Raw genomic sequence first — 13,698 nt, 5'->3', positions numbered from 1 at the left:
CCCTCCTGAATCAGTGTGCCGCTCACATGCCGGTGATGCAGTAGCCCGCGTCCACATAGATCACCTGGCCGGTGATGCCGCTGGAAAGGGGGCTGGCCAGGAAGGCCGCGGTACCGCCCACTTCGTCTTGGGTCACGGTGCGGTGCAGCGGAGCCTTTTCCTCCACGTTGTGGATCATGTCGAGGATGCCGCCGATGGCCGAGCTGGCCAGGGTGCGGATCGGGCCAGCGCTAATGGCGTTCACGCGCACCTGCTTCTCGGCACCTAGTTCAGCGGCCAGATAACGCACGGAGGCCTCCAGGGCCGCCTTCGCCACGCCCATCACGTTGTAGTTGGGGATCGCGCGCTCAGCCCCGAGGTAGCTGAGGGTGATCACGCTGGCGCCCTCGTTGAACAGGGGCTTGGCGTAGCGGCAGAGAGGCGCCAACGAGTAGGCGCTCACCTCGAGCGCGCGGCCAAAGCCTTCCGGGGAGATGTTGGAGTAATCGCCCACCAGCTCGTCTTTGCCGGCATAGGCCAGGCAATGCACGAGCACATCGATGGAGCCCCAGTGCTCCTTAACCCGGTTGAACACGGCCTCGATCTGAGCCGGGTCCTGCACGTTGAGGGGCTCGAACAGGGTGGGGGCCAGGGGAGCGGTGAGGTCGCGCACCTTGCCTTCAAAGCGGCCCTTCTCATCGGGGAGATAGGTCACCCCCAGCTCAGCGCCGGCGGCATGCAGCTGCTGGGCGATGCCCCAGGCAATCGACTTGTTGTTAGCGATGCCGGTGACGAGGGCCTTCTTGCCGCGCAGGTCGAGGAGCATGGATCGGGCGCTTGCGATCGGGGGATTCTCCCCCAGCCACGGCCACCGGCCCCAAGCGGCAGGATCGGCGCCTGGATTGCTCCACCCCGTGGCCACCGATTCCCTTAGCGGCGCACCGCTCAGCTGGCCCGAGCAGCCAGGGGAGCTGCCGCGCCAGTTCGAGAGCCGCCAGGCGCTTGCAGCCGAGCTGCAACGCCTCTTCCCAGGAGCCGAGGGCAGCCTCAGCCCCTTTCGGGGCGGCCGCCACCAGGCCGAGCAACTGCTGAGCCGCATCCAGCCGGCCCGCTACGCCAAGGGGCGCAACTTCCTCGATGGCCCGGTGACCCGCCTTTCGCCCTACATCCGCCAAGGGGCACTGAGCCTGGCGGAGGTGCGCGATGCCGTGTTCGCGAAGCTGCGCTCCCGCACGGACGGCGAAAAGCTGATCAATGAGCTCGGCTGGCGCGACTACTGGCAGCGCCTCTGGCATCAGCTGGGCCATGGGATCTGGCGCGATCAAGAAGAGCTCAAAACCGGCCACCATCCCGGCGCTTACAGCCCTGAGCTCCCCGGCGACATCGCCGAAGGCCGCACCGGGCTGGCCTGCATGGATGGCTTCATCACCGAGCTCCACAGCACGGGCTGGCTGCACAACCACGCCCGCATGTGGCTGGCGGCCTATCTGGTGCACTGGCGCCGCATCCGCTGGCAGGCCGGCGCCCAATGGTTTCTGCGCCACCTGCTCGATGGCGACCCCGCCAGCAACAACCTCAGCTGGCAGTGGGTGGCCAGCAGCTTCAGCCACAAGCCCTACTTCTTCAATCGCTCCAACCTCGAGCGCTACAGCCATGGCAGCTACTGCCGCCGCTGTCCCCTGAGCGAGCAGGGCTGCCCCTTCGATGCCAGCTACGAGCAGCTGGAGGCCGAGCTGTTCAAAGCAATGCCGAGCGTGCGCGCGGTGGAGAGCAACAACCACCAACGCAGCAACCCGCGGCCCTCCGGTGGCAACGCCGCCCTGAGCCGCCCCAGCCGTCGCCGATAAACCCCGATGCAGAACCCCATCCTCTGGATTCACGGCGAAGCCCTGGGCCCCTCCAATCCCGCCCTGCAGGCCCACCCCGACCGGCCAGCGGTATTCGTGTTCGACACAGAACTCCTGGCGGGCCGCAGCCCCACCACCGGCGACCCCGCCGCGCCGGCAGCTCAACCGGTGAGCCTCAAGCGCATCGGCTTCCTCTACGAGTGCCTGCTGGAGCTGCCGGTGAGCCTGCGCAAGGGCGATGTGGCCACCGAGGTGCTCGCCTTCGCACGGGCCCACGGCGCCGACGGCATCGTCACCAGCGCTGGCACCGACCCTCGGGTGGCGGCGATCTGCGCAGCCCTGGAGCAGGAGCTCCCGGTGCAGGTGCTGGAGCCCCGGCCCTTTGTGGCGCTAGAAGACCGGGTGGATCTGGGGCGCTTCAGCCGCTATTGGCGCCGCGCCGAACGGGAGGTCTGGGCCGACTGGAGCCCGCAGCAGTAGGGACACGGCGGCTCAGGAAGCCGGTGGAGCCCCGTTCATCAGCTCCTCTTCCTGCTGGCGCACCTCATAGGGGGAGGGCAGCAGGTCCTGCTCTTCCACCAAGGGGAAAGTCTGCACCTTCACATCAGCGGGCTTGCGGGGCGGTTCGGTCCACTGCCACTGAGCCCGCGGCGCCCGCTGCTTGCACAGGGCCTCCAGTTCGCTCTTCAGCGCCCGTTGCACATCCTTGCGAGCCACCGCCTCAAAAAATTCCGCGCGGGTGGCCAGGCCTGAACTGAAAGGAGCGCTGCCATTGCCGTTGAACAACCGGGCCGGATCCACCAGCCAGCGGGGCTTACACACGCCCTGCTGACTCGTGTCGGTTTCCAGCCAGATATGCAGGCCGTATCCGTCGGGCTGGCTCACCACCGCCAGGCCGTCGTGGGGCTGGTTGCGCTGCAGGGGATAGAGCGCCCAGCTGGCGCTGCGATGGGCCGGCACACAGCCCACCAGGGCGGCGGCAAGCAGAAGGCCACTCCAGCAGCGAGGGCGATGCAGCGCGGATCGAAGCAAGGCCAGCCGAGACACAATCGGCGCATCCTGCCCCAACTCCGCCAGAGCCGCTGCCATGGTGCTGACCCCCTCCACGATGCTGCCGCTCGGCACAGCGCTGCCAGCCTTCACCCTCGAGCAGATCTGGGGCGCCCAGGGCACCGTGGGCAGCGGCGACAGCGGTGAACCCTGGAACAGCAACGTCCTAACGGCCCAGCCGGTGCTGGTGCTGTTTCTCTGCGCCCACTGCCCCTTCGTGAAGCACATCGAGCCGGAACTGAGCCGGCTGGAGCGCGATTACGGCAACCAAGTCCAGATCTTGGCCATCTCGAGCAACAGCACGATCACTCATCCCCAGGACGGACCCGAGGGGCTGCGGGAGCAGGCCCAACGCAACGGCTGGCGCTTCCCTTATCTGTTTGATGCCAGCCAGGCCGTGGCGAAGGCGTTCCATGCCGCCTGCACCCCAGACCTCTTCTTGTTTGATGGCGCGCATCAGTTGGCCTACCGCGGCCAACTGGATGACAGCCGCCCCGGCAACGCCGAACCGCTGGATGGGCGCACGCTGCGCGCTGCCCTCGATGCCCTCCTGGCCGGCCAGCCCGTCAGCGCCGAACAGCAACCCTCGATCGGTTGCAACATCAAGTGGCATCCCGAGGGGGCTTGAGGATCGGGGATCCGAACAGGCGTCTTAAGGTTGCCTTCATGCAGGTGCCCCCTTTCAGCCTCACCGAGCAGCTCGATGCGCTGGGCGAGCAGCTTGATGCCGCCGTTCTGCAGGTGTTGCGCAGCGGCCAATACATCGGTGGAGGCGTGATCGCCGCCTTCGAACAAGCCTTTGCCAAAGCGGTGGGCACCTCCCACGCCGTGGGCTGCAACAGCGGCACCGACGCGCTGATCCTGGCCCTGCGCGGCCTGGGCGTGGGACCCGGCGATGAAGTGATTACCTGCTCGTTCAGCTTCTTCGCCACCGCCGAAGCGATCAGCGCCGTGGGCGCCACGCCGGTGTTCGTGGATGTGGAGGAGAGCTCCTACCTAATCAACCTCGAGCAGCTCGAGGCCGCGATCACCCCCGCCACCAAGGTGCTGCTGCCGGTGCACTTATTCGGCCGCCCGGTGGATATGGAGCGCGTCTGCGCCATCGCCGCGCGCCATGGCTTACAGGTGGTGGAAGACTGCGCCCAGGCCAGCGGCGCCAGCTGGGCCGGCAAGCCCGTGGGCAGCTGGGGCGATGTGGGCTGCTTCAGCTTCTTCCCCACCAAGAATCTGGGGGGCGCCGGCGATGGCGGCGCCGTCACCTGCCACGACGACGCCCTGGCCCAGCGCATGCGCGAGTTGGCCGTACACGGCATGCCTCGCCGCTACCTACACACCGAGCTCGGCTACAACAGCCGCCTTGATGCCATCCAGGCCGCGGTGCTCAACGTGAAGCTGCCGCATCTGGAGCGCTGGATCGATCTGCGCCGCAGCATCGCCGCCCGCTACCGCAGCCAACTCACCGAGGCCGGCACGATCCAGCTGCCGGAAGCCGGACCAGACGGCCACAGCTGGAACCAGTTCGTGGTGCGCGTGCCCGCCTGTAACCCCACCCCCGCCTGCAACCAGAGCTGCACACCGTCTTCAGACAGCGCCAGCTTCGGCCTGCCAGAAGCCTGCTGCCGCGACTGGCTCAAGCACCAGCTCCAGGAAGCCGGGGTGACCACGATCATTTACTACCCGATTCCCATCCACCGCCAACCGGCCTATGCCCACCTGGGCTACGAGCCCGGCTCCCTGCCGGTCACCGAGCGGCTCTGTTCAGAAGTGCTCAGCCTGCCGATCTTCCCAGAGCTCAGCAGCGTGCAGCAGCAACAGGTGATCGAGGAGCTGCGAGGGCTTTGCGCCGCAGCAAAGGCCGGCGGCACTCCCGCAACAGCCGTAGCCGCCTAAGCGGCGCCCGGTTTCGGCAAGGAGGCGTAGAGCGCCTTAAAGCGCGCCTGCTGCTTCTTGTGGCTCACCACCTGGGCTGGATAGCCGCGGCGCTCCATCGGTGCGATCTCGCCGCTGAGCAGGTCTTTGGTGTTCACATGGCGCAGCTCTGGCAGCCAATGGCGGATGTAGGCGCCCGTGGGATCAAACTTGCTGGCCTGGGTGGCGGGGTTGAAGATGCGCAGCGGCTTCGGGTCCATGCCACTGCTGGCGCTCCACTGCCAGCCGCCGTTGTTGGCAGCTAGATCCCCATCCACCAGACGCTGCATGAAGGCGGTCTCGCCCCAGCGCCAGTCGCAGATCAGATCCTTCACCAGATAGGAGGCCACGATCATGCGGCAACGATTGTGCATCCAACCGCTCTCGTTGAGCTGGCGCATGGCTGCATCGATGATCGGCATGCCCGTGAGGCCCTCGCACCAGGCTTCGTAATGGCCCTGGTGGTTGTCCCAGGGGAACTGCCGCCACTGGGGCCGGTAGGGCCCCTCCGCCAACTCAGGGAAATGGAACAGCGCCTGTTGATAAAACTCGCGCCAGGCCAGTTCCTGCTCCCACACTCCGATCGAGGCGATGGCTTCTTCAGCGCCGCCCAAGGCTTCCGCCACCTGGCGGGCTTGCTGCGCCGCGGCCCAGGCCTGGCGCGGGCTCAGGGTGCCGAACTTGAGCGCCGCACTCAACCCTGAGGTGCCGGCCTCACCCGGCATGTTGCGGCCGGGCTCGTAGGCGAACAACGGAATGCGGCTGCTGGATGCACCACCGCCATCACAGAAGGCCTGCAGTTGCACCAAAGCGGCGGCCTCTCCAGGCCGGCATGGGCACAAGTCACCCCCGTCAAACGCTTGGCTTAGCTCCTCCAGCGTGGGGAGGCTGTCGCGCAGCGGCAGCTGCGCCCACAGCGCTGAGCGCGGTTCCGGCAAGGCCTCTGGATCCAGATCCACCAGGCCAGCCGGCGCTGCCACGGGCTCCACGCCACCGCTGAGAGCGGAACCCGCCGCTGCCTTGCGCTCCACCTGGCCGCGCCAGTTGCGCAGGAAGGGGCCATAGACGCGATAGGGATCGCCGCCGCCGGTTTTCAGCGCCTCCGGCGCCACCAGCAGCTGATCCCAATCCACGAGCACCTTGCGGCCGGCGGCCTGCAACGCCGCCGCCACGCGCCGATCACGGGCACGGCCGTAGGGCTCCACATCCCGGTTCCAGGCCACAACCGGCGCCGCTAAGGCTTCCGCCAACTGGGGCAGCACCTGCTCCGGATCCCCTTCGAGCACGAACAGTCGGCTGCCGGCCTCGCGCCAGCTCTGCTGCAGCTCCCTCAGGCTCTCGAGCAGGAACCACACCCGCGCCGGCGCCATATCCGGAGCGCCGAGGATGGCTGGATCGAGCACAAACACGCCGGTCACCGCGGGAGTGGCGGCAGCGGCGGTGGCCAAGCCCAGGTTGTCGGCGAGGCGCAGGTCGCGCCGATGCCAGAACAGCCAGCGTTCCGCGCTCATGCCAGCTCGAGCAGCTGCTTGGCCCGGAACCAGGCGGTAACGCTCTTGCCATCGAGATATTCATCGCCGCTGGCGATGGCGGCATCGAGCTCAGCCGGCGTCATCAACACCACCTCGAGGTCTTCGTCGTCGTCGCCGGCAGGGCGATCGCTCAGCTCCGTGAGATCGCGGGCCAGGAAGAGGTGAATCACCTCATCGGAATAGCCGGGGCAGGGCAGCATCGCCCCGAGCGCATCCCAGCGGGTGGCGCTGTAGCCGGCTTCTTCCTGCAGTTCCCGCTGCATCGTGGAGAGGGGTGTTTCGCCCGGATCCAGGGTGCCGGCGGGGAACTCCAGCAAGCGCGTGGCCACCGCAAAGCGGTATTGGCGCAGCACCACCACCCGGCCATCGGCGAGCACCGGCACGGCCAGGGAGGCGCCGGGGTGCTTGATCACGCCAAAGCTGCCCTCCACGCCCATGGGCAGCTGCACGCGGTTGATCTCAAAACGCAGCTTGCGAGCATCGAGGCTGGCGGTGGTCTCCAGATGGCGCGCGGGTTCCGGAGCGGGCAGGGGCGCCATGGCAGCAGCGGCGATGCGGTGTTGCCCGCCAGCTTCGCAGGGGCGGCTGGGCAGCGGCGTGGCAGTGCTGGGAACACTGCCGTTAACGGCGAGTGGCAGAAGCCATGGCGTCAGCCATCGCTCTCCATGGGTGGGACCACATCTCCCAGACGGTGGGCCCACCCATGGACACCCGCCAACACCAACACCAAACACCATGAACACCCCAGCCCAGCGCATCAACGCCCATGCCGCGCGGCAAGGCCTGGCGGAGCTGATGGATCGCGCTCACGCCGGTGAACGATTCGTCCTCACGAAATATGGGGAGCCCTGGGCTCAGCTGCTTCCGCTGCCCCGGCCAGCGCAGCCGCCTCAACGACAACCAGGTCGCTTACGGCCGCTCGGCCCGCTGCGGGATCCACGCGTGCTGTTGCGCCGATGAAGCTTCTACTCGATAGCCACGTTCTGCTGTGGTGGTGGTGCTGCCCTGCACTGCTCTCCTCCAAGGTGCAGGCGTTGCTGCAAGCACTGGATCAGCCGGTGGTCGTGAGTGCAGCCACCCTTTGGGAGCTCAGCCGCGCGGTGGAGAACGGGGAGTTGCCAGAGCTAGCTCCCGTGGTTTGGGAGCTCCCCCAACTGGTACTGGATGAGGGCTTTGCAATCCTGGCCATCCACGCGCAACACAGCCTGCTGGCGGGTCAGTGGCACACGCGCGGCAAACACCCCCAACCGGATGCTGCGGACCGATGTCTGCTGGCCCAGGCGCAAAGCGAAGGACTGAGTCTGGTGAGCAGCGATCTAGCCCTGCGCGGCCACGGCGTGCCCGTGATCTGGTGACCGACTAATCGGCTGAGTGAGACTGGGTGGCCTCCAGCAAAGCGGCTAGGGGCGGGTAGCCCGTTGGCAGCGGGAACGGCGTTTTGCGCTCGATCGCCAGCAGTGGCGCCAGCACGAAGGCGCGCTGGTGCCAGCGGGGATGAGGGAGCTGAAGTTCAAGCTCCTCCACCCTGAGATCACCCCACCACAGCAGATCGAGATCCAGGCTGCGCGGGCCCCAATGCTCCAGCCGTTGCCGGCCAAAGGCGAGCTCGAGTTGCTGCAACCCCTGCAGGAGCTCGAGGGCAGCGGAGTGGCTCGGCAGCCGCACCAGACGAACCACCAACGCAGCATTCACGTAATCCGGCTGACCGGGAGGACCGCCCACCGGAGCGGTGCGCACCAGCGGCGACCAGTGCAGCAGGCATGCATCACCCGCCCAGGTCGACAGCAAGCTCTCGAGCTGAGGGCGAACAGCCCTCAGCGTCTCGCTGGGTTCGCCAGCCGGGCTGGGCAGATTGGCGCCCAGACCAATCACCAGGGCGGCACCCCTGCTGTCAAGAGGCTCGATCACGTTGGTGATCCCGGCAGCCAAAGCCACCACGGCGAAGCCTGCACAGCCCGCTGCCACCCCGGGGGCCCCGCCTGACCCTCGCGGGTCACCACAGCCACCACGCCATAGCCGCGCGCCAGGGCGGCCAGCTGCTCGGGCTGGAGCTGGCTGTAGGCCTCCACCAACCGCCGCTCAGCCGCCGCCCCGCCCGGTCCTGCTCGCAACACCGCCTCGCCGCCCGACAACTCCGCCAGCCGGTTCGACCACTCACCCAGCAAACGCATCGAGCCGGGAACCTGGCGGAATTGCACCACCTGAGCGCGGCGGGTTCGCAGGGCCAGATCCGAGAACCCACCAGGCGGTGTCAACACCCGCCCGCCTTGAGGGGTGCGGGCTATCAACGCCGCATAAACCTCTGCTTTATCGGCGGGCAGGGCATAGGCCTGCCAAGGGCGAAGCACCGAGCCATGGGTGGAGAGCACCGCAGCCACCCCCAGCAGCACCGGAAGGCCAACGGCAACCAGCCGACCCGGCAACGGCACCAGCGTCTGCAGAGCACGGGCCAACACCAACACCAAGGCCAGCGGCACCAGCGTGTCGGCGAAGCGGAAGGGATAGAGCTGAATCAACAAGCCATCGGGATCCACCAGGCTCACCAGCAAACCCAGGCCAAAGGGCACCAGCGCCAGGGCCGACCACAGCCACAACTCACGGCAGGCCTCCAGATCAGCGGCGGGAAGCCTCAGATCAGCGCCACGATCCAGCCAGCGGCCCAACCAGCCCCAACCCAGCAACACCACAACCACCCCAAACCAACCGGCCCGCCAGCTGGCGGGCATCAGATGGTGCGGATGGCGGAACGCCACGTACAGCCAATCAGCACTGAAACTCTGGGCCTGATCCGGCATGGAGGCCGCCAGTTCCGTCAGCCGACCCAGCACAGGTTGGTAGAGCGCAAAGGCACCCAGCAGTGCACCAGCCAACGCCAGCCACCAACGCCAGCGGTGCTGAGGAGATCGGATCCAGGCCAGGGCACCCAACGTGATCGCTCCATAACCACCCACGAGCACATGGGCCGAGCAGGCCAGGCCCGCCTGCAATCCACCCCAACCCGATCGGCCCCGCCGCCAGCTCACAAACGCCAGCAGCAGCAAGCCATAGGCAAAGGTTTTGGGTTCCGCCGATCCCAATACCCACTCACCAGCCACCATCGCCTGACGCGGCAGCCACAGGGCCAGGGCCGCCAGCAACCAGGGCAATGCCAGCCCTAGCTCGATGGCCAGCTCCACAACGCCCCAGCACCAGAGGGCGTAGCCGGCCAGGCGGATCACCAGGGACCCGGCTACGAACCCGAGGCCATCGAGCAGGCGCCCCGCCAGGTCGAGGAACAGCCACTGGTGTGGTTGGGGCTGATTGAGATACCAATCAGCCGGCAAAAAATCAGGCCGGACCCGCTGCAGTGCCAGCGGCAACTTGTCGGCCTCATTCGTATCGAAGCAATCCGCCAGCAGCACCACCAAAGCCACGGCGGCAAAACAAATCAGTCCCTGCCCAATTCGGGTCCGCCAACGCCAGGCGCCGACCTGATCAGAGAGACTTGTCGCCACCTTTGGTGCGTCGCGCCCGTCCATGCTTGCAAGCGCCCGTCCCGAGCCAGCGAATGATGCCGCTCAGCGGGCCTTCCCCCTGGCCGCCATCACCGGCCACGGCACCCTGAAGCTGGCGCTGCTGCTCGCAGCGGTGGATCCGGGCCTGGGCGGTGTGGTGATCGCCGGTGGCCGAGGCACAGGCAAATCGGTGCTTGCCCGCGGCCTACACGCGCTGCTCCCGCCCATCGACGTGCTCGATCTGGGCAGCCCAACCCCCGGCCAACCAGCACCGGCGGCCCTCAACATCGACCCCCAGCGCCCCGACGACTGGGACGAACCCACCCGCCGCCGCCTCACTGAACTCGGTGCGGATCCGAGCGGCGACGACACAGCCGCGCTGCTGCCCACCAAGGTGATCCCGGCCCCCTTCGTGCAGGTGCCGCTCGGCATCACCGAAGACCGCCTCGTGGGCTCGGTGGACGTGACCGCCTCCCTGGCCAGCGGCCAGGCGGTGTTTCAGCCGGGCCTGCTCGCGGAAGCGCACCGGGGTGTGCTCTACGTCGACGAGCTCAACCTGCTCGACGACAACATCACCAACCTGCTGCTGGCGGCGGTGAGCAGCGGCGAAAACCGAATTGAGCGTGAGGGGCTGAGCCTCTCCCACCCCTGCCGCTGCCTTTTGATTGCCACCTACAACCCCGAAGAAGGGGCCGTACGCGATCACCTGCTCGATCGCTTTGCCATTGCCCTCTCCGCCAATCAGGTGCTGGAGCTGGAGCAGCGGGTGGAGATCGCCCGCAGCGCCATGGGCCACGCGGAATCCAGCCAAGCCTTCAGCCAGCGCTTCCAGGAGGACACCGACGCCCTCGCCACCCAACTGCTGCTGGCGCGCCAATGGTTGCCAGATGTGCAGATCAGCCGTGAGCAGATCGCTTACCTGGTGAATGAGGCCCTGCGGGGCGGCGTGGAAGGCCACCGCAGCGAGCTCTACGCCGTGCGCGTTGCCCGCGCCCATGCCGCCCTCAGCGGCCGCGACCGCGTGGAAGCCGACGATCTGCAGGTGGCCGTGCGCCTGGTGATCGCCCCGCGGGCCCTGCAGTTGCCACCACAGGATCCCGATCAGCCCATGGAGCCCCCGCCGCCACCCCCGCCGCAGGGCGAACAGCCGCCGGAGGAACCCGAGCAGCCCGAGAACGAACAAGAGCCCGACGAACCCGACGACGACAACCAAGACGAAGAGGAGACCCCCGAGGATCAGGCGCCACCTTCAATCCCCGAAGAGTTTCTGCTCGATCCCGAGGCCACCGCGATCGATCCGGATCTGCTGCTGTTCAACGCCGGCAAAGCCAAGAGCGGTGGCAGCGGCAGCCGCGCCGTTGTGTTCAGCGATTCGCGCGGCCGCTACGTGAAACCGATGCTGCCCCGCGGCCCGGTGAAGAGGATCGCTGTGGATGCCACGCTGCGGGCAGCAGCCCCATATCAGAAAACCCGTCGTGAACGCGAACCGCACCGCAAGGTGGTGGTGGAAGACGGCGACCTGCGTGCCAAGCAGCTGCAGCGCAAGGCCGGTGCCCTGGTGATCTTCCTGGTGGATGCCAGCGGCTCGATGGCCCTCAACCGCATGCAGAGCGCCAAGGGCGCCGTGATCCGATTGCTCACCGAGGCTTACGAAAACCGCGATGAAGTGGCGCTCATCCCCTTCCGCGGCGAAGCAGCCGAAGTGCTGCTGCCCCCCACCCGCTCGATCACCGCCGCCCGTCGCCGGCTCGAATCAATGCCCTGCGGCGGTGGTTCACCGCTAGCCCATGGCCTCTCCCAGGCGGCTCGCGTGGGCGCCAATGCCCTGGCCACCGGCGATCTCGGCCAGGTGGTGGTGGTGGCGATCACCGATGGCCGCGGCAACGTACCCCTCAGCCGCTCCCTCGGCCAGCCCGAGCTCGAGGGGGAAGAGCCGGTAGACCTCAAAGAAGAGGTGAAACAGGTAGCCAGCCGCTACCGCGCCTTAGGCATCAAGCTGCTGGTGATCGACACCGAGCGCAAGTTCATTGGCAGCGGCATGGGCAAAGACCTGGCCGATGCCGCCGGTGGCAAATACGTGCAACTGCCCAAGGCCAGCGATCAGGCGATTGCCGCGATCGCGATGGAGGCGATCAGCGGGGTCTAGATCCCGCTGGTGTGTCTCTGCCGGTCTGGGCTGGGTAGAGCTCGTCGAAGAACTTGCCGAGGCCAATGCCCACGCTGCGGAGGCCATCCATGAAGCGCTTATCGGCGGTGAGTTTTTCCACATCACCGCCCACCTCGTTCCAGCGCTCGGTGAGTTTCTCAGCGTTGGTCACCGTGTTCTTCAGCTCCGACACCGTCTTCGGGTTGTCGAGCGCACGCGTGAAGTTGCGGATGTTGGCCGTAGAGGCGTTGAGGTTGTCGATGGTGGGCTGAGCGCTCTTCACAGCCGCCTCGAGATCCTTGATCAGCTGCTGGCCGTCCTCCATGAACTTGGTGGCTTCCTTGGCCGTGGTGTCGAAACTGCGGGTGGTTTTCGCCAGTTCCGGCACCAGATTTTCGCGATCCACTTGCTCCAGCAGCTTCTGCATCGTCACGGTGAGGCTGGAGATGCTGGCGGCATTCACGCCGTTGAGGGTGGCACCAGAGCACACGGTGAGCTTGCGGTTGCAATCAGCCGCGGTCGGCCCCGGAGTGCCCGCCGGCAATTGGCGACTGGGAGCAATCAGGGCCACCACGGCGTCACCACCCAACAGCGACGCTTCCTGCACCTGGGCGACCAGCGGCAATGGCAGCTGCAGGGAGGTGTCATTGATTTCGAGATCAGCCACCACGGCCGCCGAAGTGGTGGTGAGCTTGTCCACGCTGCCCACCAACACGCCGCGGTAGGTCACGGCGGAACGCTCCGCAAGACCGGAGGCATCGGCGAAATTCACCCGAAAATGCCAAGTGCGGCTGGCCACCGACACTCCCCGCAACCACAACCAGAACAACCCGGTTCCGGCGATCGCGCCGATCAAGGTGAAGCCGACAATCGCTTCTCGCACACTGCGGCGCATGGATCTCAGAGCTCCGCCGGCTGCATCGGTCCGCTGAGACTAGCGGTGCGGAACTGAAGCACATAGGGATTCGTGGTGGTCTGAAAGTCGGCCACGGATCCCTCCCAGCGGAATAAGCCGTCGTAGAGCAACACCACGCGATCCGCCGCCCGCAAGATCGTGCTCATCACATGGCTCACCACCACCGAGGTGCCGCGCGCCAGGTTGGTGGTCTGCACGATCAGATCCTCAATGCGGGTACAGGCCACCGGATCTAGTCCTGCGGTGGGTTCGTCAAACAGCAGGATCGGCACGGTGCCATCGGGCTGGCTCGGGTCGTCGATCACCGCCCGCGCAAAGCTCACCCGCTTCTGCATACCGCCGCTGAGTTCGCCGGGATAGAGGTCTTCGGTGCCGGCCAGGCCTACCGCATCCAGGGCCCTGCCAACCCGCTCGCGTATCTCCGGCTCCTGCAGGCGACTGAAGCGATCCAACAGGAACCCCACGTTTTCGCGCACCGTGAGGGAAGCCAGCAGTGCTGGGTTCTGAAACACCAAGCGCACATCCGGCGGATGGCGCTGATCCAGGCGCAGGTAGGTCTGCGGGATGCCGTGAATCGTCAGCTCACCGCTACTCGGCAACAGCAAACCGGCCAGCAAGCGCAGGATCGTGGACTTGCCCGCACCAGAGGGGCCCACCACGGCGAGCCGCTCTCCCGGCTGCAGCTGCAGATCCACGTCACTGAGCACACTCTTGTTGCCCCAGCGCACGCTCACGTCGCGCATCTCCACCACGGGTGCAGGCACGGAACACTCACACAGGCAACCGGGCCATCTTGGCGGTTTCTCCGTACAGTTCCAGCACTCTC

At 66.9% G+C, this 13,698-nt stretch carries 15 protein-coding genes; 7 read left to right on the top strand and 8 right to left on the bottom strand.

Annotated elements, in window-relative coordinates; translation table 11 throughout:
• Nucleotides 1-22: 22 nt before the first annotated feature.
• Nucleotides 23-805 carry an enoyl-ACP reductase FabI gene (gene fabI, locus CB0101_RS09595; RefSeq protein ID WP_010312169.1) on the bottom strand — a complete coding sequence of 261 codons (783 nt, stop codon included), beginning with the start codon at nt 803-805 and terminating at the stop codon, nt 23-25.
• On the opposite strand from fabI, the gene CB0101_RS09590 reads away from it, so the two are divergent.
• Nucleotides 804-1,826 (top strand): FAD-binding domain-containing protein, encoded by a 1,023-nt coding sequence (locus tag CB0101_RS09590; RefSeq protein WP_010312171.1) that lies wholly within the window; start codon nt 804-806, stop codon nt 1,824-1,826. The two genes, fabI and CB0101_RS09590, sit on opposite strands and share 2 nt — an antisense overlap.
• Before the next feature lie 6 nt (nt 1,827-1,832).
• The gene (locus tag CB0101_RS09585) at nt 1,833-2,306 is read left to right on the top strand and encodes a hypothetical protein (RefSeq protein WP_010312173.1); all 474 of its coding nucleotides are present in this window, start codon (nt 1,833-1,835) and stop codon (nt 2,304-2,306) included.
• Nucleotides 2,307-2,318: 12 nt separating this feature from the next.
• Here the strand turns inward: CB0101_RS09585 and CB0101_RS09580 are convergent, their stop codons facing one another.
• A complete protein-coding gene (locus CB0101_RS09580) occupies nt 2,319-2,915 on the bottom strand; it encodes a hypothetical protein (RefSeq protein ID WP_010312176.1) in 597 nt (198 codons plus the stop codon).
• Between CB0101_RS09580 and CB0101_RS09575 the strand changes: the two genes are divergently transcribed.
• Both CB0101_RS09575 and CB0101_RS09570 read left to right on the top strand, forming a co-directional pair.
• Nucleotides 2,914-3,504, top strand: a complete 591-nt coding sequence (locus CB0101_RS09575; RefSeq protein ID WP_010312179.1) for a thioredoxin family protein — start codon at nt 2,914-2,916, stop codon at nt 3,502-3,504. The genes CB0101_RS09580 and CB0101_RS09575 overlap by 2 nt on opposite strands.
• 38 nt (nt 3,505-3,542) lie before the next feature.
• Entirely contained in the window at nt 3,543-4,766 is a 1,224-nt protein-coding gene (locus CB0101_RS09570; protein ID WP_010312181.1) for a DegT/DnrJ/EryC1/StrS aminotransferase family protein, read from the top strand.
• Here CB0101_RS09570 and CB0101_RS09565 read toward each other — a convergent pair.
• A complete protein-coding gene (locus CB0101_RS09565; RefSeq protein ID WP_010312183.1) occupies nt 4,763-6,295 on the bottom strand; it encodes an FAD-binding domain-containing protein in 1,533 nt (510 codons plus the stop codon). The two genes, CB0101_RS09570 and CB0101_RS09565, sit on opposite strands and share 4 nt — an antisense overlap.
• Nucleotides 6,292-6,855: an NUDIX domain-containing protein gene (locus CB0101_RS09560; RefSeq protein WP_010312186.1), complete on the bottom strand. Its 564-nt coding sequence runs from the start codon at nt 6,853-6,855 to the stop codon at nt 6,292-6,294. Before CB0101_RS09560 ends, CB0101_RS09565 begins: the two co-directional genes overlap by 4 nt.
• A gap of 196 nt (nt 6,856-7,051) precedes the next feature.
• Here CB0101_RS09560 and CB0101_RS09555 point away from each other — a divergent pair, with 196 nt between their 5' ends.
• Both CB0101_RS09555 and CB0101_RS09550 read left to right on the top strand, forming a co-directional pair.
• Nucleotides 7,052-7,276, top strand: coding sequence for a type II toxin-antitoxin system Phd/YefM family antitoxin (locus tag CB0101_RS09555; RefSeq protein ID WP_010312189.1), 225 nt, complete (start codon nt 7,052-7,054; stop codon nt 7,274-7,276).
• Nucleotides 7,273-7,671 (top strand): type II toxin-antitoxin system VapC family toxin, encoded by a 399-nt coding sequence (locus CB0101_RS09550; protein WP_010312191.1) that lies wholly within the window; start codon nt 7,273-7,275, stop codon nt 7,669-7,671. Before CB0101_RS09555 ends, CB0101_RS09550 begins: the two co-directional genes overlap by 4 nt.
• 4 nt (nt 7,672-7,675) lie before the next feature.
• Here the strand turns inward: CB0101_RS09550 and folK are convergent, their stop codons facing one another.
• A complete protein-coding gene (gene folK / locus CB0101_RS09545) occupies nt 7,676-8,224 on the bottom strand; it encodes a 2-amino-4-hydroxy-6-hydroxymethyldihydropteridine diphosphokinase (RefSeq protein ID WP_029553169.1) in 549 nt (182 codons plus the stop codon).
• Complete coding sequence (locus tag CB0101_RS09540; protein ID WP_010312197.1) at nt 8,221-9,729, bottom strand: hypothetical protein; 1,509 nt, start codon at nt 9,727-9,729, stop codon at nt 8,221-8,223. The genes folK and CB0101_RS09540 overlap by 4 nt, the downstream gene beginning before the upstream one ends.
• A 103-nt stretch (nt 9,730-9,832) precedes the next feature.
• Between CB0101_RS09540 and bchD the strand changes: the two genes are divergently transcribed.
• Nucleotides 9,833-11,956, top strand: a complete 2,124-nt coding sequence (bchD, locus tag CB0101_RS09535) for a magnesium chelatase ATPase subunit D (RefSeq protein WP_010312198.1) — start codon at nt 9,833-9,835, stop codon at nt 11,954-11,956.
• Here bchD and CB0101_RS09530 read toward each other — a convergent pair.
• Both CB0101_RS09530 and CB0101_RS09525 read right to left on the bottom strand, forming a co-directional pair.
• On the bottom strand, nt 11,943-12,851 hold the full coding sequence (locus CB0101_RS09530) for an MlaD family protein (RefSeq protein ID WP_010312202.1): 909 nt from the start codon (nt 12,849-12,851) through the stop codon (nt 11,943-11,945). The genes bchD and CB0101_RS09530 overlap by 14 nt on opposite strands.
• Before the next feature lie 5 nt (nt 12,852-12,856).
• Nucleotides 12,857-13,615 (bottom strand): ABC transporter ATP-binding protein, encoded by a 759-nt coding sequence (locus CB0101_RS09525; protein WP_083798718.1) that lies wholly within the window; start codon nt 13,613-13,615, stop codon nt 12,857-12,859.
• Between the last annotated feature and the right edge of the window lie 83 nt (nt 13,616-13,698).

Source organism: Synechococcus sp. CB0101 (genome assembly GCF_000179235.2).
Taxonomy (GTDB): Bacteria; Cyanobacteriota; Cyanobacteriia; order PCC-6307; family Cyanobiaceae; genus Vulcanococcus.
Note: the sequence above shows the minus strand (reverse complement) of the source record. Positions and strands in the feature narration are given on the sequence as shown.

What these genes read in the sequence shown, in the direction of transcription:
- CB0101_RS09590 (WP_010312171.1), top strand. Translation starts at nt 804, where the DNA reads ATGGATCGGGCGCTTGCGATCGGGGGATTCTCCCCCAGCCACGGCCAC.
- fabI (WP_010312169.1), bottom strand. Translation starts at nt 805, where the DNA reads ATGCTCCTCGACCTGCGCGGCAAGAAGGCCCTCGTCACCGGCATCGCT.
- CB0101_RS09585 (WP_010312173.1), top strand. Translation starts at nt 1,833, where the DNA reads ATGCAGAACCCCATCCTCTGGATTCACGGCGAAGCCCTGGGCCCCTCC.
- CB0101_RS09575 (WP_010312179.1), top strand. Translation starts at nt 2,914, where the DNA reads ATGGTGCTGACCCCCTCCACGATGCTGCCGCTCGGCACAGCGCTGCCA.
- CB0101_RS09580 (WP_010312176.1), bottom strand. Translation starts at nt 2,915, where the DNA reads ATGGCAGCGGCTCTGGCGGAGTTGGGGCAGGATGCGCCGATTGTGTCT.
- CB0101_RS09570 (WP_010312181.1), top strand. Translation starts at nt 3,543, where the DNA reads ATGCAGGTGCCCCCTTTCAGCCTCACCGAGCAGCTCGATGCGCTGGGC.
- CB0101_RS09565 (WP_010312183.1), bottom strand. Translation starts at nt 6,295, where the DNA reads ATGAGCGCGGAACGCTGGCTGTTCTGGCATCGGCGCGACCTGCGCCTC.
- CB0101_RS09560 (WP_010312186.1), bottom strand. Translation starts at nt 6,855, where the DNA reads ATGGCGCCCCTGCCCGCTCCGGAACCCGCGCGCCATCTGGAGACCACC.
- CB0101_RS09555 (WP_010312189.1), top strand. Translation starts at nt 7,052, where the DNA reads ATGAACACCCCAGCCCAGCGCATCAACGCCCATGCCGCGCGGCAAGGC.
- CB0101_RS09550 (WP_010312191.1), top strand. Translation starts at nt 7,273, where the DNA reads ATGAAGCTTCTACTCGATAGCCACGTTCTGCTGTGGTGGTGGTGCTGC.
- bchD (WP_010312198.1), top strand. Translation starts at nt 9,833, where the DNA reads ATGCTTGCAAGCGCCCGTCCCGAGCCAGCGAATGATGCCGCTCAGCGG.
- CB0101_RS09530 (WP_010312202.1), bottom strand. Translation starts at nt 12,851, where the DNA reads ATGCGCCGCAGTGTGCGAGAAGCGATTGTCGGCTTCACCTTGATCGGC.
- CB0101_RS09525 (WP_083798718.1), bottom strand. Translation starts at nt 13,615, where the DNA reads ATGCGCGACGTGAGCGTGCGCTGGGGCAACAAGAGTGTGCTCAGTGAC.